Origin of the sequence: Mesorhizobium sp. M1273, assembly GCF_040318195.1 — a bacterium.
GTDB lineage: Bacteria > Pseudomonadota > Alphaproteobacteria > Rhizobiales > Rhizobiaceae > Mesorhizobium.
In genome coordinates this window covers 43,215-62,879 of record NZ_JAMYLV010000006.1, presented here as the reverse complement: position 1 = coordinate 62,879, position 19,665 = coordinate 43,215, and the positions used below count along the sequence as shown (strand labels likewise).

At 61.9% G+C, this 19,665-nt stretch carries 15 protein-coding genes; 9 read left to right on the top strand and 6 right to left on the bottom strand.

All coding sequences use genetic code 11. The annotated features are described in order from the left end of the window. Positions 1-12 precede the first annotated feature (12 nt). On the top strand, positions 13-1,383 hold the full coding sequence (locus tag NKH30_RS09150; protein WP_031211901.1) for an alpha-glucosidase/alpha-galactosidase: 1,371 nt from the start codon (positions 13-15) through the stop codon (positions 1,381-1,383). Between the two features lie 26 nt (positions 1,384-1,409). On the opposite strand, the gene NKH30_RS09145 is transcribed toward NKH30_RS09150, so the two are convergent. Then, entirely contained in the window at positions 1,410-2,612 is a 1,203-nt protein-coding gene (locus NKH30_RS09145; RefSeq protein WP_352541686.1) for an ROK family transcriptional regulator, read from the bottom strand. A 243-nt stretch (positions 2,613-2,855) separates the two neighbouring features. Here NKH30_RS09145 and NKH30_RS09140 point away from each other — a divergent pair, with 243 nt between their 5' ends. The 7 genes from NKH30_RS09140 to NKH30_RS09110 all read left to right on the top strand — a co-directional run bounded on the left by NKH30_RS09140 (position 2,856) and on the right by NKH30_RS09110 (position 11,777). After that, positions 2,856-4,127, top strand: coding sequence for an ABC transporter substrate-binding protein (locus NKH30_RS09140; RefSeq protein WP_352473206.1), 1,272 nt, complete (start codon positions 2,856-2,858; stop codon positions 4,125-4,127). Positions 4,128-4,198: 71 nt separating this feature from the next. Beyond that, a complete protein-coding gene (locus NKH30_RS09135; RefSeq protein ID WP_023677182.1) occupies positions 4,199-5,083 on the top strand; it encodes a carbohydrate ABC transporter permease in 885 nt (294 codons plus the stop codon). After that, a complete protein-coding gene (locus tag NKH30_RS09130) occupies positions 5,083-5,934 on the top strand; it encodes a carbohydrate ABC transporter permease (protein ID WP_352452362.1) in 852 nt (283 codons plus the stop codon). Before NKH30_RS09135 ends, NKH30_RS09130 begins: the two co-directional genes overlap by 1 nt. A 61-nt stretch (positions 5,935-5,995) precedes the next feature. Continuing rightward, the gene (locus NKH30_RS09125; protein WP_352473208.1) at positions 5,996-7,135 is read left to right on the top strand and encodes an ABC transporter ATP-binding protein; all 1,140 of its coding nucleotides are present in this window, start codon (positions 5,996-5,998) and stop codon (positions 7,133-7,135) included. Positions 7,136-7,153: 18 nt separating this feature from the next. Then, the gene (locus tag NKH30_RS09120) at positions 7,154-9,295 is read left to right on the top strand and encodes a beta-galactosidase (protein ID WP_352994950.1); all 2,142 of its coding nucleotides are present in this window, start codon (positions 7,154-7,156) and stop codon (positions 9,293-9,295) included. Between the two features lie 216 nt (positions 9,296-9,511). Next, positions 9,512-10,753, top strand: a complete 1,242-nt coding sequence (locus NKH30_RS09115; RefSeq protein WP_352995111.1) for an acyl-CoA dehydrogenase family protein — start codon at positions 9,512-9,514, stop codon at positions 10,751-10,753. 7 nt (positions 10,754-10,760) lie between these two features. Then, positions 10,761-11,777: a phosphotransferase family protein gene (locus tag NKH30_RS09110; protein WP_352501437.1), complete on the top strand. Its 1,017-nt coding sequence runs from the start codon at positions 10,761-10,763 to the stop codon at positions 11,775-11,777. 46 nt (positions 11,778-11,823) lie between these two features. On the opposite strand, the gene ftsZ is transcribed toward NKH30_RS09110, so the two are convergent. Beyond that, positions 11,824-12,831 (bottom strand): cell division protein FtsZ, encoded by a 1,008-nt coding sequence (ftsZ, locus tag NKH30_RS09105; protein ID WP_023677189.1) that lies wholly within the window; start codon positions 12,829-12,831, stop codon positions 11,824-11,826. Between the two features lie 222 nt (positions 12,832-13,053). Continuing rightward, positions 13,054-14,172 (bottom strand): NAD(P)/FAD-dependent oxidoreductase, encoded by a 1,119-nt coding sequence (locus NKH30_RS09100; RefSeq protein ID WP_352817273.1) that lies wholly within the window; start codon positions 14,170-14,172, stop codon positions 13,054-13,056. A 166-nt stretch (positions 14,173-14,338) separates the two neighbouring features. Between NKH30_RS09100 and NKH30_RS09095 the strand changes: the two genes are divergently transcribed. Continuing rightward, the gene (locus NKH30_RS09095; protein ID WP_352994947.1) at positions 14,339-15,685 is read left to right on the top strand and encodes an aspartate aminotransferase family protein; all 1,347 of its coding nucleotides are present in this window, start codon (positions 14,339-14,341) and stop codon (positions 15,683-15,685) included. Between the two features lie 85 nt (positions 15,686-15,770). Here NKH30_RS09095 and NKH30_RS09090 read toward each other — a convergent pair whose 3' ends face one another. From NKH30_RS09090 to NKH30_RS09080, 3 genes are all read right to left on the bottom strand, one after another. Continuing rightward, the gene (locus NKH30_RS09090) at positions 15,771-16,883 is read right to left on the bottom strand and encodes a nucleotidyltransferase family protein (RefSeq protein WP_352541679.1); all 1,113 of its coding nucleotides are present in this window, start codon (positions 16,881-16,883) and stop codon (positions 15,771-15,773) included. Positions 16,884-17,102: 219 nt separating this feature from the next. Further along, positions 17,103-18,251 (bottom strand): alcohol dehydrogenase family protein, encoded by a 1,149-nt coding sequence (locus NKH30_RS09085; RefSeq protein ID WP_352994944.1) that lies wholly within the window; start codon positions 18,249-18,251, stop codon positions 17,103-17,105. 9 nt (positions 18,252-18,260) lie between these two features. Next, positions 18,261-19,640 (bottom strand): aspartate aminotransferase family protein, encoded by a 1,380-nt coding sequence (locus NKH30_RS09080; RefSeq protein ID WP_352994941.1) that lies wholly within the window; start codon positions 19,638-19,640, stop codon positions 18,261-18,263. Positions 19,641-19,665 lie beyond the last annotated feature (25 nt).

The following is a 19,665-nucleotide window of genomic DNA, read 5'->3' as shown; positions in this document are numbered from 1 at the left end:
CCGGAGGTTGTTGTGGCAAGAAATCCCAAGGTCGCTTTCATCGGAGCTGGCTCGACGGTGTTCATGAGGAACATCGTCGGCGACATATTGCAGCGTCCGGCTTTATCCGGCTCGACGATCGCGCTGATGGACATCAATCCGCAACGGCTCGAGGAAAGCGCAATCGTCGTCGGCAAGCTGATCTCGACGCTTGGCGTAAAGGCCAAAGCCGAAACCTATTCGGACCAGCGCAAGGCGCTGGCGGGCGCCGATTTCGTCGTCGTCGCCTTCCAGATCGGCGGCTACGAGCCCTGCACGGTAACCGATTTCGAAGTTCCGAAGAAATACGGGCTGCGCCAGACCATCGCCGATACGCTCGGTGTTGGCGGCATCATGCGAGGCTTGAGAACCGTGCCGCATCTCTGGAAGATCTGCGAGGACATGCTCGCGGTCTGCCCGCAGGCGATCATGCTGCAATATGTCAACCCGATGGCGATCAACACCTGGGCGATCGCGGAGAAATACCCCGACATCAAGCAGGTCGGCCTCTGCCATTCGGTGCAAGGTACGGCGATGGAACTGGCGCATGATCTCGATATTCCCTACGAGGAGATTCGCTACCGCTCGGCCGGCATCAATCACATGGCCTTCTACCTGAAGTTCGAGCATCGCCAGCCGGACGGCTCCTACCGTAATCTCTATCCGGATCTGCTGCGCGCCTACAGCGAAGGGCGGGCGCCGAAGCCGGGATGGAATCCGCGCTGCCCGAACAAGGTGCGCTACGAGATGCTGAAGCGCCTCGGTTACTTCGTCACCGAGAGCTCCGAACATTTCGCGGAATACACGCCCTATTTCATCAAGGACGGGCGCGAGGATCTGATCGAGAAATTCGGTATCCCGCTCGACGAATACCCGAAGCGCTGCATCGAGCAGATCGAACGCTGGAAGGGGCAAGCGGAAGCCTATCGCTCGGCTGACAAGATCGAAGTGGAGCAGTCGAAGGAATATGCGTCTTCGATCATGAACTCGGTCTGGACCGGCGAGCCGTCGGTGATCTACGGCAACGTCCGCAACAATGGCTGCATCACGTCATTGCCGTATAATTGCGCGGCCGAGGTGCCATGCCTCGTCGATGCCTCCGGCATTCAACCCACGTTCATTGGCGACCTGCCGGTGCAGCTCACCGCGCTGATCCGCACCAATATCAACGTCCAGGAGCTGACGGTCCAGGCGCTGATGACCGAGAACCGCGAGCACATCTATCACGCGGCGATGATGGACCCGCACACGGCGGCCGAGCTCGACCTCGACCAGATATGGTCGCTGGTCGATGATTTGCTGGTTGCGCATGGCGATTGGCTGCCGGCCTGGGCGCGTGGAGCGCGCAGCGTTCGAGCGGCCTAAGGCGCAGGGCTGTCTATTTCACTCGCCTATGCCGACCATAGGGCCGGCTTTGAAAGCGGAGCGGCGTTGCCGGCAGATGTTTCGAAATCAAAGAGCTTCTGCGTCACGAGTGCAGCCGCCCCTCTTGCCCAGGAATTGTCCTCCCAGTCCAGCAGCATTGGTGGTGCCGCGCGAAAGGTATTTTTCCCAAGCGTCAGCCGCATTGGGCCAAACAGCGCATCGCCAAACGACACGGCTTCACCACCGACGACAATGACCTCCGGGTCGGTGATGTTGACAAGATTGGCGAGATGCCGGCCGATGCCATGTCCCGCTTCCTCGAGAATGGCGACGGCTCGCGGTTCGCGGTCTGCCAAGGCTGCCATAAGGCTGACTTTGCTATCCGTTTCGTTGTGCCCCGTGGCTTCGCGCCAGGTGCGCAGGATCGCCGGCTCGGCGTAATAGGCCATCAAGCAGCCGCGCTTTCCGCACTCGCAAAGGCGGCCGTTCTCCTCATATGAGGTGTGGCCGAACTTGCCGGCGGCACCGTTCGCGCCGCGATAGAGTTTGCCGTCGAAGACGAGCGCGCAGCCGATTCCGACGCCGATCGCCAGCACAGCCATATTGCGGTGCTGGCGTCCCAGGCCGAAGAGTTGCTGGGCAATGGCATAGGCATTGGTGTCGTCCTCAAGCCACACGGGGACGTCTACCAGTTCGGCCAGCATCGGGCCAAGGGGAACGTTGTCCCAGTTGTAGCGATTGCTGCGGATACACACAGCCTTCTGGTTGTCTATGACGCCAGGCATTGAAATGCCGATCCCGGCAAGCTTGGCAGCGGGCCGATCGACAATGGAAATCAGCTCCGGTACCGCCTTGGCCAAGGTCGCTATGATGTGGTCGGGATCGCTGTCCGAGAGCTTGACGCGCAGAGAGCCCAGCGGATTGGTCGCAAGATCGGTGACCACGCATTCGACCGATCCGACCATCAGCTTGAAACCTAAGGCAAGGCCGTTGGCATAGTTGATATCCACCGGGATAGGGCGGCGCCCAGCCGAGCCCACGACTGTCTTGCCTTCGATCAGCAGGCCATCCTCGATGAGGTCGGCCACGACGAAGGTGACCGCTGCCGGACTAAGGCCGGTAACTGACGCTATGTCGGCCCGGCTGCGCGCTCCTTCCTGCCGCAAGAGATTGAGGATCAGTCTGCGGTTCATCGCCCGAGTCGTGCTCGGGTCACCCTTGAGCTTCACGGATCCGCTTTCTTAATTTTGTAAATTAATTATTGCCTCTCGAGAAAACATATGCATAAGTTTGCCCGACTGTTCAACACCCGAACCGGGGGTCAGCGAAATTAATCCGGTTAGCAATGTCACCGCGCTCTGAAGGAGCGGGCAAGCATATTCCCTTGCCCGGGAGGTGAGCCGTGCCGTTGAGAAGAACAACCGCGCCGGCCGGTGCGCCAGTAGAGAATTGACAACACGGGAGGAGTAACAATGACGTTCAAGTGGATTGAAAAGCCGTCGACGCGGCGCAATTTCCTGAAGGGAGCTGGGGGCATTTCCGCTGGAGCCCTCGCGGGCTTCCCGATGCCGGCACTCAGCCAGTCGAGCGAAGTCACCATCATTTCAGACGAAAACAATGCCGATGCCCTGCGGATCTTGCGGCGCATCGCGGCCGACTTCGAGAAGCAGTCCGGCACCAAGGTTGTGATCAACAATATGGATCACGAGGCCCACAAGACCGCGATCCGCAACTACCTTGTCGCCGGCGCGCCGGATGTCTGCTTCTGGTTCTCTGGAAACCGTATGCGCGCCTTCGTCACCCGCGGCCTATTCGACGACATTTCGGATCTGTTCGAGAAGGAAAAGTACAAGGACGTGCTGGGTGCCACGACCGGTGCCGTCACTGTCGACGGCAAGCAGTATGGCCTGCCGACCGGCGGAACGATGTGGGGCATGTTCTATCGCAAGGACGTCTTTGCCGAGCACGGACTGACGGTGCCGGCGACCTGGGACGAATTCCTCGCTTACGGCCAGAAGTCCAAGGCTGCCGGCCTTATTCCCGTCAGCATCGGCACCAAGGAACTCTGGCCGGCGGCCGGATGGTTCGACCAGATGAACCTGCGGATCAACGGTCTCGACAAGCACTTTGCCTTGATGAACGGCAAGATGGCTTACACCGACCCGGCGCTGACGCCTGTTTTCGACCACTGGGAAGAGCTGATCAAGCAGGGTTTCTTCACACCGGATCAGACGTCGTTCGGCTGGCAGGAGGCCGGCGCCTTCCTCGCCCAGAAGAAGGCCGGCATGATGAACCTCGGTGCCTTCGTGAAAGCTACTTTCCCTGAGCAGGATCTCGAGCAGCTGACATTCGCCCCTTTCCCGAAGATTGACGGCGCCCTCGACCGCTACGAAGAATTCTCGGTCAATTCGGTCCACATCCCGGCCAACGCCAAGAACAAGGCGGGTGCCCGCGAGTTCCTCGCGTTCTTCTACCAGCCGGAAAATTTCGGCCCTTATCTGGAACCCGGCGGCAACGTTCCGCCGCGCAACGACCTTCCGGCCAGCAAGGACCCGCTGGTCAACGCGGCTGTGGAAAGCCTGAAGACGGTGGCCGGCACGTCGCAATATTACGACCGTGACACCGATCCCGACATGGCCCAGGCCGGCCTGGTCGGCTTCCAGGAATTCATGGCCAAGCCGGAGCGCCGGGACGCCATTCTTCAGCGTCTCGAGGGAACCCGTCGCCGGATCTTCAAGATCTAGCGCCTCCCAGCGGAGGGGAGCGGGGTTCGTACTCTGCTCCCTGATGCTTTCCGTGAATGAGGTCTCCCAAAATGACGAAGCTTTGGCGCCGCCATCGCTGGTGGCTGACACCGACACTTCTGATCCTGCCAGCCGCTGTGCTGTTTTCCGTCGTCATTCTGGCATCTGCGGTCGAGAGCCTGTGGATCAGCCTGCACGAATGGGACGGCTTCAGCCCGATGGTCTGGATCGGCCTCGGCAACTACCGCGAACTGTTCGCCGACCCGCAGTTCTATGTTTCGCTGAAGAACAATCTGATCTGGTTGGTGATGTTCATGCTGGCGCCGCCGCTCGGCCTCGCCATCGCGCTGCTCGTCAACCAGAAAATCCGCGGCATGCGCCTGCTCAAATCGCTGTTCTTCATTCCGCTGGTGCTGGCTTCGGTTGCCGTCGGCGTTGTCTTCACCTGGGTCTATACGCCGGAATTCGGACTTCTCGCCCTGATCTTCCGCACCTTCGGCGCGACCGCCCCGGCAGTGCTGTCGGATGAAAACTTCGTCACCTTCGCCGTCGTGATCGCAGCGTTGTGGCCGCAGATCGCCTTCTGCATGGTGCTCTATCTCGCCGGCCTCAACAATCTCAGCGAGGACCTGATCGGCGCCGGGCGGGTCGACGGCGCCAGGGGCTGGAACATGCTGCGCCACATCGTGTTGCCGCAGCTGACGCAGGTCACCTTTATCGCCATCGCCGTCACTGTTGTCGGCGCACTGCGTTCCTTCGACATGGTCTCGGTGATGACCAGCGGCGGCCCCTTCGGTTCGTCCGAGGTGCTTGCCTATCAGATGTTCGAGCAGTCCATATTTTCCTACCGCTTCGGCTATGGCGCGGCCATTGCCTCGGTGCTGTTCGTGATCATGGCGGTCTTCATCGCCTGGTACCTGACGCGGATGATCCGCGCCGATGAAAGAGGCGGCTGATGTTTCCCCGCCCGATTCCCGAGACTGCTATTTGGCAGCGTGGCCTCTATGTCGTGCTGGTGGTCGGCATCCTGATTGTCTGGCTGGCGCCGCTCTTTGCCATCATCCTTACCTCGTTCCGCTCTACACAGGATGTCATGGGCGGCAATCTGTGGGGCTGGCCGACCCAATTCGGCCTGGTCGACAACTACACGGCGGTCTTCACCCAGACGCCCATGGCCCGCTACTTCCTCAACAGCCTGACGATCACAATCCCCTCGGTGATGGGCGTTCTCATCTTGAGCACGCTCGCCGGGTTCGTGCTCGCCCGTTACCGGTTTCGCGGCAATATGCTCGTCTTCGCCCTGTTCGTCGGCGGAAACTTCCTGCCGCACCAGATCATGATGATCCCGGTGCGCGATCTCATGGTGCGGCTCAACCTCTACGACACGATGGCGGCCCTGATCATCTTCCATATCGCTTTCCAGACCGGGTTTGCGACACTGTTCATGCGGAACTTCATCGCCGCCTTGCCGGGAGAACTGTTTCAGGCCGCCAGGGCCGAGGGCGCGACGCCGTTTCAGACATTGGTACATGTCGTGGTCCCATTGGTGCGGCCGGCTCTCGCGGCGCTGGCCATCCTGCTCTTCACCTTTATCTGGAACGATTATTTCTGGGCGGTCGTGCTGACCATCAGCGATACCGTCAAACCGGTAACCGCCGGCCTCGCCAACCTGCGCGGCGAATGGGTCTCGGCCTGGAACCTGATCTCGGCTGGCACCATCGTCGTGGCTTTGCCGCCGGTTGCCATGTTCTTCCTAATGCAGAAGCACTTCATCACCGGCCTCACCATGGGAGCGGTCAAGGGATGAGCGACCATGACTTCAAGGCGTCGCCCACCCGATCCGAAACTGATTTCGCAAGCAGGGCTCCATGACCAGTCTTGAACTCCGGCAGATACAAAAGAATTATGGCAGCTACCACGCGCTGCGCGGCATCGATCTCAGCGTCGAACAGGGCGAGTTCATTGTCACCGTCGGGCCGTCCGGCTGTGGCAAGTCAACGCTGTTGAAGATCATCGCCGGGCTTGAAACCGTCTCGACCGGTAAGATTCTGATCAACGGCCGTGATGTCACCACCACCGAGCCGGGTGAGCGCGGCATTGCCATGGTCTTCCAGTCCTATGCGCTTTACCCGCATATGACCGTCGCCGAGAACATGGGTTTCGGCCTGCGCATGGCGCATCGCCCCAAGGCCGAGATCGATGCCGCCGTGCTGCGAGCCGCCAAGATCCTTCGCATTACCGACCAGCTCGACAAGCGGCCGAAACAGCTTTCCGGCGGCCAGCGTCAGCGAGTGGCGATCGGCCGTGCGATAACCCGCTCGCCCGACGTGTTCCTGTTCGACGAACCATTGTCCAACCTCGACGCAGCGCTGCGCACGCAGATGCGCGTCGAGCTTTCCGATCTGCACGCCAGGCTCGGCGCCACCATGGTCTATGTCACGCACGACCAGACCGAGGCGATGACAATGGCGAGCCGTATCGTCGTGCTCAATCGCGGCTCGGTCGAGCAGGTGGGCGCTCCGCTCGAACTCTACCGCAATCCGGCCAATCTCTTCGTCGCGGGCTTCCTCGGCGCACCCCGGATGAATTTTTTCGAAGTGACCGTCGCCGCTGTCTCCGGCGGTGCCGCCACGCTGTCGACCGCCGGTCTTTCTCCTTTGACTGTCGAACTGACGGAAGCGGCATCCGTACAGGTCGGCGATAGGGTGACGATGGGGATTCGGCCGGAGAGCATCAGCTTGGCCGCGGAAGGGACAGCGAGTTTTGCAGGACGGGTGCGGCTGGTCGAGCATCTCGGCCGCGAGACCATCCTCTATGCCGACGCGGGCCCGCTGCAATGCGTCAGTTCCGAAAGCGGCAGCGGCAACGTCACCGTCCAGATCGGCCATGCGAGTGCCGTCGCTGCCGACGCGACCGTCGGCTTCAAGGTCGAGCCGCGTGACGTCTATCTCTTTTCCTCTGTCGATGAGCGGACAATCAGTGCCCGCAAATCCACCATCACCGACTGATCTGCAGGAGTATCCTTCGTGAACAAGACTTCAAGAGGCCGCGCCCTGTCGGTCTGGCGCACGATCCAGACCGACCGCTTTCTGGTCGGCGCGCCGCACTATCCCGAACATGTGGACGAGAGTTACTGGGACAACGACGCCCGGCGCATGGCCGAGGCCGGCTTCAACGTCGCCCGCCTCGGCGAATTCGCCTGGCACATTTTCGAACCGCGTGAAGGCACCTTCGATTTCGACCTGTTCGACCGGGCAATCGAGCGCCTCGCGCGTCACGGCGTCAACACGATCCTGTGCACGCCGACCGCCACCCCGCCGCGCTGGCTGACGGCAAAACATCCGGAAATCCTGCGGCTTGATGGAAATGGCCGGTCGATGGGCCACGGCTCGCGCCAGTATGCCGACACCAGCAGCCCGGTGTTTCGCGACTACAGCCGCAAGATTACCAGGGCGATGGCGGACCACTACCGCGACAACGCAAATGTCATCGGCTGGCAGACCGACAATGAACTCAACACCAGCATGCCGGAATCCTATTCGCCGTCGGCATTGAAGGAATTCCAGGCTTACCTCCAGGAAACCTACCAGACGATAGACAGGCTGAACTTCGCCTGGGGTGGCGATTTCTGGGCGACGGCTTACGGCGATTTCCGCGAAATTGTCTTCCCGCTGGATTTTTCCCCGTCCTTTCCCGGTCCCGGTCACCTCCAGGACTACCACCGTTTTCTCGCCTTTTCGACAGCACGGTTCCAGCACGACCAGGTCGAGATCCTGAGAAAAGCGAATGCCAGTTGGTTCATCTTCCACAATCTCGGCGGATTGCGTGACATCGACTTTCGCGGCCAATTCTCCACCGATCTCGACTTCGTCGGCTACGACATCTATCCGTTCCTCTATGACGAGTTCTTTCGCCTCGGCAATCACGCCAAGATCCAGGCGCTGCATCTCGACATCTGCAGGGGATTTTCCGGCAACTACATAGTGCCGGAACAACAGTCGGGTTTTGGCGCCCAGCCGGGCTTCTGCACGCTGACGCCGGAGCCGGGCGAAATGCGACGCATGGCGATGTCGTCGGTTGCGCGTGGCGCCGATGGGATCATGTTCTTCCGCTGGCGTCCCGCACATTTCGGCGCCGAGATATACTGGATGGGCATCATAGACCATGATGATGTCGCTCGCCGCCGCTATGACGAAGCCAGGCAGTTCGCCACCGAGATGACGGCGCTTAAAGACAAGATCCTGGGCACCCATGTGCGGATGGATGTCGGCATCGCCGGCTCGGACTTCGACAATCAGGAAGCCCACAAGACCTTCCCCATCGGCCTGCCAAGTCCGCAGGATGATGCAATCTTGCTGCATCAGTATTGCTATGACCGCGGCATCGCCTGCGGCTTCATCCACCCGGAAGACGATCTGTCGAAGCTCAAGGTGTTCTACGTGCCGCATTGGGTGATCTGGAAGGACAGCTGGACCGAGCGGCTGCAAGTCTTTGCCGAAAATGGCGGTACCGTCATCATCGGCGCGCGCACGGGAACCCGCGACGAAAACAACCACGTCATCCGCGAGACAGCGCCGGGCCGGTCGCTGTCGAAGTTGACCGGCGTTCGCGTCGAGGATTTCGGGCGGCTGGCGGCACCTGGGGCCAATGGCCTGTTCAATACCATGTCGCGCTCCGGCGGGCTCGTCATTCCTCCCGACAGACCGGCCGAATCCAGCCGCCGTATCCGTCGTTTCACCGTCGGAAACCACGAGTTCGATGCCGGTTATTTCTATGAGAACCTCGCAGTCGAACCGGAAGTCGAAATTGTAGGGGTTTGGTCGAACCGCTACGCGGCGGGAACGCCTGCAATTACCTCCCGCGCCGTCGGCAAGGGCCGTGTGCTCTATGTCGGCACTTATCTAACCCCGGAGCTGACAGCTCAACTCGCTACGCGCACTTTCGTGGATGCGAATGTGGAGCCTCTGGTTCCGGATCTGCCGGACGGCGTCGAGGTCACGATGCGCGAGAATGACGAACGCCGGCTGCTGTTTGTGCAAAACGTCAAAGACACGCCCGTTACGGTAACCGGCGTTCCCTTCGGCAGCAACCTGCTCGATAGCGAAGGACCCGTCTCCCGAGTGTTGACGCTGGACGGCTATGGCTGCGCTGTCCTCGAATTGATCTGAGCATTGTCGCGGACGTTAGCCATACGAAGCCTGAGTACTCCTGGAATTCGACCGCCATCGGCAGCACGCCGGCATCGATGCATATCGAACCGGCGCTTTGAACGTGCGCAAGGAACGGCCGGCGAACTGCTGTTGCTCGCATTCAACGACGGCAGTTACACTACCGGCGCGACCATCGGAGCCGATGGCGGGTTTCGTTTCATCCTTGTGAGCGCCATGAATTTCGACATTTCCGTCCGAACCGAGGCCTTCCGCAGCCGGATCGCCGATTTCGTCGAGCGCGAAATCCTGCCGCTCGAGGCTGACAAGGCTTGCTATGACGGCCATGGCAATATCGCGCTGCCGCTGCTTGAAACGCTGCGGGGCAAGGCGAAAGCAGCCGGCCTGTGGTGCCTGCAGCTCAAACCCGAGACCGGCGGGGCCGGCCTTTCCAAGGTGGATATGGCCGTCTGCTATGAAGAGATGAACCGCTCGATCTTCGGTCCGGTCGTGTTCAATTCCGCGGCCCCCGACGATGGCAACATGATGGTGCTGGAGCGACTGGGAACGCCGGAGCAGAAGCAAAGATGGCTGAAGCCGATCGTCGAGGGCAAGGTGCGTTCGGCTTTCGCAATGACGGAACCGCATCCGGGCGGCGGCTCCGACCCGTCGATGATCATGACCAGAGCCGAACGGCGCGGCGACAGATATGTCGTCAAAGGCCGCAAATGGTTCATCACCGGCGCGCAAGAGGCGAGCCACTTCATTCTCATAGCGCGCACTTCGGACGATCCGCGTCACGGCCTTTCGGCCTTGCTGTTCCACAAGGACCAGCCGGGCTGGCGGATCGTGCGGCGCATCGAGATCATGGGACCGGAAGAACATGGCGGCCATTGCGAGCTGGAATTCGACGGTCTTGAAGTTCCGGTCGAGGATGTGCTTGCCGGCGAAGGCAGCGGCCTCATGGTTACCCAGGTCCGGCTCGGTCCGGCGCGGCTCTCCCATTGCATGCGTTGGCTCGGCCTTGCCAAGCGCTGCATCGAGATCGCGCGCGCCTATGCCGCCGAGCGTAGCGGTTTCGGGCAGCTTTTGGCCGACCGTGAGAGTATCCAGCTGATGCTCGGCGACCTTGCCATGCGCATCGAGATCGGGCGGCTGCTGGTGATGAAGGCGGCCTGGGAGCTCGATCGCGGCGGCTTTGCCCGCAAGGAGGTCTCCATGGCCAAGATCCAGGTCGCCAACGTGCTGCATGACGCCGCCGACGTGGCGATCCAGATCAACGGCGCCCGCGGCTATTCGAAAGACACTGTACTCGAATGGATTTACCGCTACGCCCGCCAGGCTCGCCTGGTCGACGGCGCCGACGAGGTCCACAAGATGGTGCTCAACCGCTTTCTCAACGAGGAAGGTGCGGGCTTCTGGCGCTGGCATGTCGAAGCCGGCAGACAAGACGAAACAGGTCGCGGCGGGAACCGCTGAGCCGGCAATGAGGATGGATTTCGATCCGGTACGCCTGGAGGATTTTCTGAGAGCGCATTTTGGCGATGGCCAAATGTCGCTTGAGCGGATCGTCGGCGGCCAATCCAACCCGACCTATTTCGTCGACTATGGCGGCCGCCGCATGGTTCTGCGCAAGAAACCTCCGGGACCGATCCTGCGCGGCGCTCATGCGGTCGATCGCGAGTACCGGGTGATCGAGGCGCTAGCATCGACAAAGGTGCCGGTGCCGCGGCCGGTGCTCTATCACGACGGCGACGAGCCGCTCGGCACGCCGTTCTATCTGATGCAGCGGCTCGACGGCCGGGTGTTCCACGATGGCGCGTTGCCGGGACTGGCGCCGGACGAGCGGCGCGGCATCTATTTCGGCATGGCCGAGGCGCTGGCAAAGCTGCACGCAGTCCGGCCGGAAGAGGTTGGGCTCGGCGACTATGGCCGTCCCGGGAACTATTTTGAGCGACAGATCGCGCGCTGGACCAGACAGTTGCGGGAATCGCCGAGTGAGCGCATTGCCGCGCTCGAAGCCGTCGCCGAATGGCTGCCGCGACATCTTCCGCCAGATGACGGCCACGTTTCGATCGCGCATGGCGATTTCCGTCTCGGCAATCTCATCTTCCATCCCGAGCGGCCCGAGGTGATCGGCATACTCGACTGGGAGTTATCGACCCTCGGCCATCCGCTTGCTGATCTCGGCTTCTGCTCGATGCCCTGGCATTCCTCATCGGACGAATATGGCGGCATCCTCGGCCTTGATCAGGCAGCCCTCGGGATTCCGACACAGCGCGAATTCCTCGATCATTACTTCGCCCACGCCGTGCCGACGGCGCCGCTCCAGCGGTTCCATCTGGTGTTTGCCATGTTCCGCTTTGCCGTGATCTTCGTCGGCATCGCCGACCGCGTGCTGGCCGGCAGCGCGGTTGCGGCCGATGCGGCCGACGTGGCACCGCTGGCCGGCCGTTTTGCTGCACGCGCCATGGAAGTGATCGACGGCGCGCGGCCGTGGTGACGCGAGGCTGGCAATCAGCTGAGCGAACCGCACGCGATAACGCTGTTCAGTTCATGCGAACTTCCGGTTCGGCAAGCAGTGGAATCTCCAGGCCACGCCGCAAGCCGGTCGCCACGACCGATACCCTGAATTTTCCGGCGAGTGCCTTGTCGAAGATGGCGCCGACGATGATGTCGGCATCGTTGTCGACCTCCTCGCGGATGCGGGTAGCGGCTTCGTCGACCTCGAACAGCGTCATGTCCATGCCGCCCGATATCGAGACAAGGACGCCCTTGGCGCCCATCATCGAAGCTTCGTCGAGCAGCGGGTTGGCGATTGCCGCTTCCGCTGCCTTCTTGGCGCGGCCTTCTCCGGCGGCTTCGCCGGTTCCCATCATGGCGCGGCCCATGTCGCGCATCACCGACTTCACATCGGCGAAGTCGAGATTGATCAGGCCTTCCTTGACGATCAGATCGGTGATGCAGCCGACACCCGCATAGAGGACCCGGTCGGCCATGGCAAAGGCGTCGGCGAACGTGGTTCTGGCGTCGGCGATCCTGAACAGATTCTGGTTGGGAATGACGATGACGGTATCGGCGCTTTCGCGCAGGCGCTCGATGCCCTCATCGGCAGCGTACATGCGGCGCCTGCCTTCGAAGACGAATGGCTTGGTGACGACGGCAACGGTCAGTATTCCGGCTGCCCGCGCTGCCTGTGCTATAACAGGCGCGGCACCAGTGCCGGTTCCGCCTCCCATGCCGGCGGTCACGAAGCACATGTGCGTTCCAGCAAGGTGATCCATGATCTCGTCGATGGATTCCACGGCCGCGGCACGGCCGACCTCGGGCAGGGACCCGGCGCCGAGACCTTCGGTGATATGAGCGCCCAACTGGATCAGCCTCGTTGCCTTCGACATGGCAAGGGCCTGGGCATCGGTGTTGGCGACGATGAATTCCGCGCCCTGCAGGCCTTCGGCGATCATGTTGTTGACGGCGTTGCCGCCGCCGCCGCCGACCCCGACGACGGTGATCTTGGGCCTCATCTCCGAGATTACCGGCCTCGTCGCGGTGTTCATTGCCGTTCTCCCTGGATACGCCGAGTGGTCGCTGGAAGCTTGTCCCGGGCGCACTGCGAAAACTCTGAACCGGGCAGTGCGAATCAGGACAGCCCCAGAATGCAGGGAATCAGAGCGCGGAGCGGGCTGCAAGTGCGCGATGTGCCTCATAGGCGACTTGCGTCTGAAAGTTCACGCAATGCGCCTTGATACAGTGCAGATCGCGGCGCGGGGCGCCGCACGCTACAACTTCGGCGCGAGGCACTGCGCGACGTGGTCGGCAATCGTCAGGCAGGAGGTCAGGCCGGGGCTTTCGATGCCGAACAGGTTGACCAGGCTATCCACGCCGTGCACCGCCACGTCCTGGACGACGAAGTCGGCATTGGCCTCACCGGGACCGGACAGTTTTGGCCGGATGCCGCTGTAAGCGGGTTGCAGGCTGCCATCGGCCAGGTCCGGCCAGTATTTGCGGATCTCGCTGTAGAATCGCTCGCCACGAGCCGGGTCGACGCGGTAGTCGAGTTGATCGGTCCATTCGACGTCCGGCCCGAAGCGGGCGACGCCATCAAGGTCGAGTGTCAGATGAACACCGAGCCCGCCGGGTTCGGGCACCGGATAGACCAATCGCGAGAACGGCGCCCGTCCGGCCACCGAAAAATAATTGCCCTTGGCATAATGGAGCTTTGGCACGAATTGCTGATTGAGCCCTTCAAGCGAACCGGCAAGTGCTGCGGCGCCAAGCCCGGCGGCATTGACGAAACGCGGAGTGGCGATCTCGAAGCGCTCGCCGCCGGCAGCGTCCACCGTCTCGAGCACGACGCGGCCTGCTTCGATGCGGCCGGAGGCGATGCGCGTGTTGAGACTAAGTGCCGCCCCGTGCTCCTCGGCGTCGCCCAACAGGGCGAGCATCAGGGCATGGCTGTCGATGATGCCGGTGGCGGGCGACAGCAGCGCCGCCGTGCACTTAAGGCTGGGCTCCAGCGTATGCGCCTCGGCTTCGCTCAAGCGCAACAGGTCGCCGGCGCCGCAAGCGCGTGCATTGGCCCGGATTGAGGCGAGCACCGGCTCCTGTTCGGCACTTGTGGCAACGATGAGCTTGCCGCAGCGCGCGTGTGGGACCGCCCGCTCCTCGCAATAGCGATAGAGTCTTTCCCGGCCGGCCACGCAGAACTGGGCTTTCAGCGATCCAACCGGATAGTGGAGGCCGGCATGGATGACCTCGGAATTGCGCGAGCTTGTCCCGGTGCCGATAGCGTTCTCGGCTTCCAGGACCAGCGTATCGATGCCGCGCTGCGCCATCTCTCGCGTGATCGCCAGGCCAACAACGCCGGCGCCAGCGACAATGCAGTCGACATGGTCCACGGTTAGGTCAAGCCGAAGTTCTGCATGCGTCCATCCATCCGCTGGCCCTGCCGAAAGCGCTTGACACTATACCGTTCGAGAAAGATGCATCAAACGGCATAACGCACGGGGACCTGCCGAGCCGGACCGGCGGCAGGATTGTTCCGCGTCAGCATCAGGAGCCGTCATGGACGCACGACCGAATTCACCCGAAGCCCGCGACATAAGCTTTCACATGCATGGCTATACGAATGCGCGCAAGCATCAGGAGTCGGGGCCGCTCGTCATCGAGAAGGGCGACGGCATCTATGTCGAGGACCTTGCCGGCAACCGCTATATCGAGGCGATGGCGGGGCTCTGGAGCGTCGCGGTCGGCTTTTCGGAGAAGCGGCTGGTCGATGCGGCAGTACGGCAAATGTCGAAGCTGCCTTACTATCACGATTTCGGCTCCAAATCGCATTCGCCGCTGATCGATCTCGCCGAGAGACTGGTGCAGATGGCGCCGGTGCCGATGAGCAAGGCGTATTTCACCAATTCCGGCTCCGAGGCCAACGCGAATGCGCTCGGCCAGCCGGCGCGCAAGAAGATCATCAGCCGCAAGAAGGGCTATCACGGCGTCACCATCGCCTCGGCAAGCCTGACCGGACTGCCCAACAACCACACTTCCTTTGACCTGCCGATTGCCAATGTGCTGTATACCTCGACGCCGCACCATTGGCGCGAGGCGCTGCCGGGTGAAAGCGAGGAGCTGTTTTCGACGCGGCTTGCCGACGAACTGGAAAAGCTGATCCTCGCCGAAGGACCGGAAACCATCGCCGCCTTTTTCGGCGAACCGATCATGGGCGCCGGCGGCGTCATCGTACCGCCGGCGGGCTACTGGGAGAAGATACAGGCGATCCTGTCGAAGTACGACATCCTGCTCGTCGCCGACGAGGTGATCTGCGGCTTTGGCCGAACAGGTGAGATGTTCGGCTCGCAGACCTTCGGCATCAGGCCCGACATCATGGTGTTATCGAAACAGATCTCTTCGTCCTACCTGCCGATCTCAGCCCTGCTGATCAATGACAAGGTATTCGAGCCGATCGCCGACGAAAGCAACCGTATCGGCACCTTCGGCCACGGTTTCACCGGCGGCGGCCATCCCGTTGCGGCAGCGGTCGCGCTCGAGAACCTGAAGCTGATCGAGGAGCGCGACCTTGTCGGCAATGCGCGTGCGGTCGGCGCGCATATGCAGAAGCGGCTGCGCACGCTCGCTTCGCACCCGCTTGTCGGCGAGGTGCGCGGCGTCGGCCTGATCGCGGCGGTCGAGCTGGTCAGCGACAAGGCGAACAAGACGCCGTGGGAGACGGCCGGCGCGCTGGGCGGGCTCGTCAACGGTTTTATGCAGCAGAACGGCGTCATCTCGCGCAATATGGGCGACGCGCTGGCCTTCTGCCCGCCGCTGATCATCACGGAGCCGCAGGTCGACCAGGTGATCGACGCGTTTGAACGGTCGCTCGAGGCTGCCGTCAAGCAGGTCCGATCGCAGAGCTGAATAGGCAAAGTCGATTTTGAAACCTGAAAACAAACGCCTCGGCGACGGCTGGCAGAAGGTTACCCTCCACACCCGTTGCTGCCGTTTAGTCTCCGTGCTTTGTTTTCGCAGATGAGCCGCTGAATCCTTCCAGTTCCTCGCCGATTCCTGAAAGTGCGTTGACGATCGTCGCCTCGATGTCGCCACGCTGTTTCTGGGGAATCAAGCCAAGTCCTTTTTGTATCGCTTCACGCCAATGTTTCCCCCTGTCCCACGCTTCCGAAAACGCGATGGCGAGATCGTCCTGGCGACGGGTAGCTTCCAGTGCCTCGACCAGAAGTGCTGCCTGGTGGACATCCTTTTCCCGCTTGCCCACGCCGTTTGCGTTGTTCTGTCGGCGCGAGGCAACGATCAGCTTGTGAACCGCATATCGTCCGGGCGACGGTACCACGACAGGCACTCCCGATCGATGCAGCAGCACAGTTCTGATTGGTTCGTGGATCAGGAAATCGAGAAACCGAAGAGGCTGCGCGGATGCACCGCCCAAAGACGGCATCGAGGTTGCATGATCGGCGTAGTCATCGCTGCCCGTGTTCGGTGTAAGGAACTCGACCTTGTATCGGACTGCGTTCTCGAATTGCGTCGCGTGTCCGGGATCTGATCTGTAAGGGATTTCCCTGAAGGTTGGGTCGATCTCCCTCAAGATTTCGAGGATGGGCGGCAGGCTGTCCTCGACCGCGGCCGACACGGAATGGAATAGGGCGAAGTCTGCATCGCCCGTCTGCAACGCTGCACCGGGCAGCTTCACGCCCAGATAGCCCGCGTAGGACTGAAAGGCGACTGTGCCGACCAGGACGCCGCGCAAGCGGAAGATGCCAGCCTTCCCCAGCGCCTCGACGACATCCCCGGTGAACCTTTCGGGTTCTGTCAGCCCTGCCTCGCGCACGAGCGTGGATACCAGCTTCCTGCGGGCGCGGAGGTCGTCCTTGATCTGACGGAAGGATTCGACGCGTTTTGCAATCTCGGGATCGCTGTCAGGCCCGACATACCGTCGCGTCTTCGTCGGCTGCGTTTCCTCGAAATACCAGTATACCTTGCCCTTGACGGGCACCTTGACGAGATTGCCCGTCGTAGGGAAATCCGTTTCGAAGACTGCGTCCAAGGATCGCTGGACGAGTTCCGCATACATCGTGCGGTAAACGAGGTCGACCGTCTTCATGTCAGGCGGCTCCGGTTATAAGAAAAATGCGGTTCTCTTATAGCGGCATGACCTCAAGGGACGCAAGCGGGAGTTATAAGAAAATCGCGAAAACCGTATAACGCCGCAGGAGAGGGTCAGGAATCCTTGTTGCCGGCGTGCAGCCAAATCAGAATGGGTTTTGCTCATTCAGATAAACAAAGCCATCACGAAAACGCTGCTTGGATGTGGCGCTCGACCTCACCGCGTCCGCGAACGGCCCGAGCCTGTCATAGGCGTTTTTGGTCGACGCGCTATTTTGGCGACCGCATCCGGCACGACGACCAGCTTGCCAACGAAATCCTTGGCGATGAAATCGGCCTGGGCGCGATGGAAATCGGACAGCTTGTAGACGCCGCCGACCAGCGGCCGGATTTTCTTGTCCTCGATGTAGCGCACTATGCGGCGGAAATCCGCGCGTGTGCCCTGGCTTGAGCCATGCAGTTGCAGCTGTTTCAGGTACATGGTGCGCAGATCGAGCTGCACGACCGGGCCGGCAATCGCGCCGGCCGTGGTATAGCGGCCTTCCGGCCTCAAGATGCGCAGGAGGTCGTTGAAGATCGCGCCGCCGACCAGGTCGGCGACCACATCGATTGGCCGCCCGCCGGTCGCCTCGTTCACGGCTGCCGGCAGGTCGGCCACGCCACGGGTGATCACCGCCTCGGCGCCGACGTCACGCACGGCCTGTTCCTTGCCCTTGCCGGCAACCGCATAGGGAATGGCGCCGCGTGCCCGCGCCAACTGCACGATGCCGGAGCCGACGCCGCCCGAGGCGCCGGTGACCAGCACACGCTCGCCGGCTTTCAATGCGGCGCGTTCCAGCATCTGCTCGCCGGTGAGATAGGCGCAGCAGAAAGTGGCAAGCTCGACGTCGCTCAGATCGGTATCGACGACATGGGCATTCTCTGCCGGCACCGCCTGGTATTCGGCATAGCCGCCGTCGCGGCCATGGCCCATATAGTCGATGTCGGCGAGTGAATCGTCATCGCGATTGTAGATGGAGAAGTCGACCATCACCCGCTCGCCGATACGGGTCGGCGAGACGCCGTCGCCGACGGCAATGATGTTGCCGACCGTGTCGGTGCCCTGGATGCGCGGGAAGCTCAGCGTATTGCCCCGACGACGCCAGGTCGACACAGCGGCGGCATCCTCCTCCGTTCCATAGGCGCCCTGGCGCACCCAGACGTCGGTGTTGTTCATGCCGCAAGCGGTGACCTTGACCAGCACCTCGCCCCGGGCGGGCGAGGGCACTTTCACGTCGGTGCGGTAGACGAGCTTTTCCGGCCCGCCGTGCCCGATCAGCTGCACGGCGGCCATGGTGGCGGGGAGGGTTTTGGTCATGGCATTCATGTCGGCTCTTCAGATGTTTGCAAACACGCTCTTCACCGCGTCGGCCGTCCTCGACACGACGATATCGGCCTCTTGCCGCGTCAGGCAGAGCGGCGGCGCGAAACCGAGAATGTCGCCCTGCGGCATGGCCCGGCCGATGACGCCGCTTGCCGCAAGGGTGGTCGCGACCTGCGGCCCGATTTTATGCGAGGCGTCGAAGAATACGCGATCGTTCTTGTCGGCGACGAACTCGATCGCCGCCAGCATGCCGTCGCCGCGCACCTCGCCGACGTTTTTGTGGCCGCCGACGGCTTTCGTCAGCTCGGCGCGGAAATAGGCGCCGGTCTCGCCGGCGTTCCGCACCAGGTCCATCTCGTCGATCAGTTCCAGGTTGGCGACGCCGGCGGCGACGCAGATCGGATGCGCCGAATAGGTCCAGCCATGACCGAGCGAGCCGAGCTTGTCTGAACCCTGCACCAGCACCTGCCAGACCTTGTCTGACACGATGACGCCCGACAGCGGCGCATAGGCCGAGGTCAGGCCCTTGGCGATCGTGATCAGGTCGGGCTTGATGCCGTAGTGGTCGGAGCCGAACATGGTGCCCAGCCGGCCGAAGCCGGTGACGACCTCGTCGGCAACCAGAAGCACGTCGTACTTCTTCAGCACCGCCTGGATATTCTCCCAGTAGCCGGCCGGGGGCGGCACGATGCCGCCGGTGCCGAGGATAGGCTCACCGATGAACGCGGCGACCGTCTCCGGCCCTTCGGCGAGAATCATCTCCTCGAGCTTGTCGGCACAGTGTTGCGAAAACTGCTCCTCGCTCAGCGAGCGGTCGGCGCGGCGGAAATAGTAGGGCGCCTCGGTGTGCAGGACCGGCGCACGCGGCAGATCGAAGGCGTTGTGGAACAGGTCGAGGCCGGTCAGCGATCCGGTCATGATCCCGGAGCCGTGATAACCGCGCCAGCGCGAGATGATCTTCTTCTTCTCGGGCCGGCCGAGCACATTGTTGTAGTACCAGATCAGCTTGATGTTGGTTTCGTTGGCATCGGAACCGGAGAGGCCGAAATAGACCCTCGACATGCCCTCGGGCGCGCGGTCGATGATCATCTTGGAAAGCGTGATCGATGCCTCGGTGCCGTGCCCGACATAGGCGTGGTAATAGGCGAGGTTCTTGGCCTGCGCGGCGATGGCGTCGGCTATCTTCTGGCGGCCATAGCCGACATTGACGCAGTAGAGCCCGGCGAAGGCATCGATGCTCTTGCGCCCATTATTGTCCCAGATGGTGACGCCTTCGCCGCCGGCGATCACGCGGGTCGGTGATTCACCCCGCGCATGCGTTCCCATATGGGTCGAGGGATGGAAGAAATGATCGCGATCCCAGGCGGCGAGTTCGTTTGACTGGTCGAGCATTTTTTTAACTCCTAAGGGAAAGTGT

What these genes read in the sequence shown, in the direction of transcription:
- NKH30_RS09140 (WP_352473206.1), top strand. Translation starts at nt 2,856, where the DNA reads ATGACGTTCAAGTGGATTGAAAAGCCGTCGACGCGGCGCAATTTCCTG.
- NKH30_RS09135 (WP_023677182.1), top strand. Translation starts at nt 4,199, where the DNA reads ATGACGAAGCTTTGGCGCCGCCATCGCTGGTGGCTGACACCGACACTT.
- NKH30_RS09130 (WP_352452362.1), top strand. Translation starts at nt 5,083, where the DNA reads ATGTTTCCCCGCCCGATTCCCGAGACTGCTATTTGGCAGCGTGGCCTC.
- NKH30_RS09125 (WP_352473208.1), top strand. Translation starts at nt 5,996, where the DNA reads ATGACCAGTCTTGAACTCCGGCAGATACAAAAGAATTATGGCAGCTAC.
- NKH30_RS09115 (WP_352995111.1), top strand. Translation starts at nt 9,512, where the DNA reads ATGAATTTCGACATTTCCGTCCGAACCGAGGCCTTCCGCAGCCGGATC.
- NKH30_RS09110 (WP_352501437.1), top strand. Translation starts at nt 10,761, where the DNA reads ATGAGGATGGATTTCGATCCGGTACGCCTGGAGGATTTTCTGAGAGCG.
- ftsZ (WP_023677189.1), bottom strand. Translation starts at nt 12,831, where the DNA reads ATGAACACCGCGACGAGGCCGGTAATCTCGGAGATGAGGCCCAAGATC.
- NKH30_RS09095 (WP_352994947.1), top strand. Translation starts at nt 14,339, where the DNA reads ATGGACGCACGACCGAATTCACCCGAAGCCCGCGACATAAGCTTTCAC.
- NKH30_RS09090 (WP_352541679.1), bottom strand. Translation starts at nt 16,883, where the DNA reads ATGAAGACGGTCGACCTCGTTTACCGCACGATGTATGCGGAACTCGTC.
- NKH30_RS09085 (WP_352994944.1), bottom strand. Translation starts at nt 18,251, where the DNA reads ATGAATGCCATGACCAAAACCCTCCCCGCCACCATGGCCGCCGTGCAG.
- NKH30_RS09080 (WP_352994941.1), bottom strand. Translation starts at nt 19,640, where the DNA reads ATGCTCGACCAGTCAAACGAACTCGCCGCCTGGGATCGCGATCATTTC.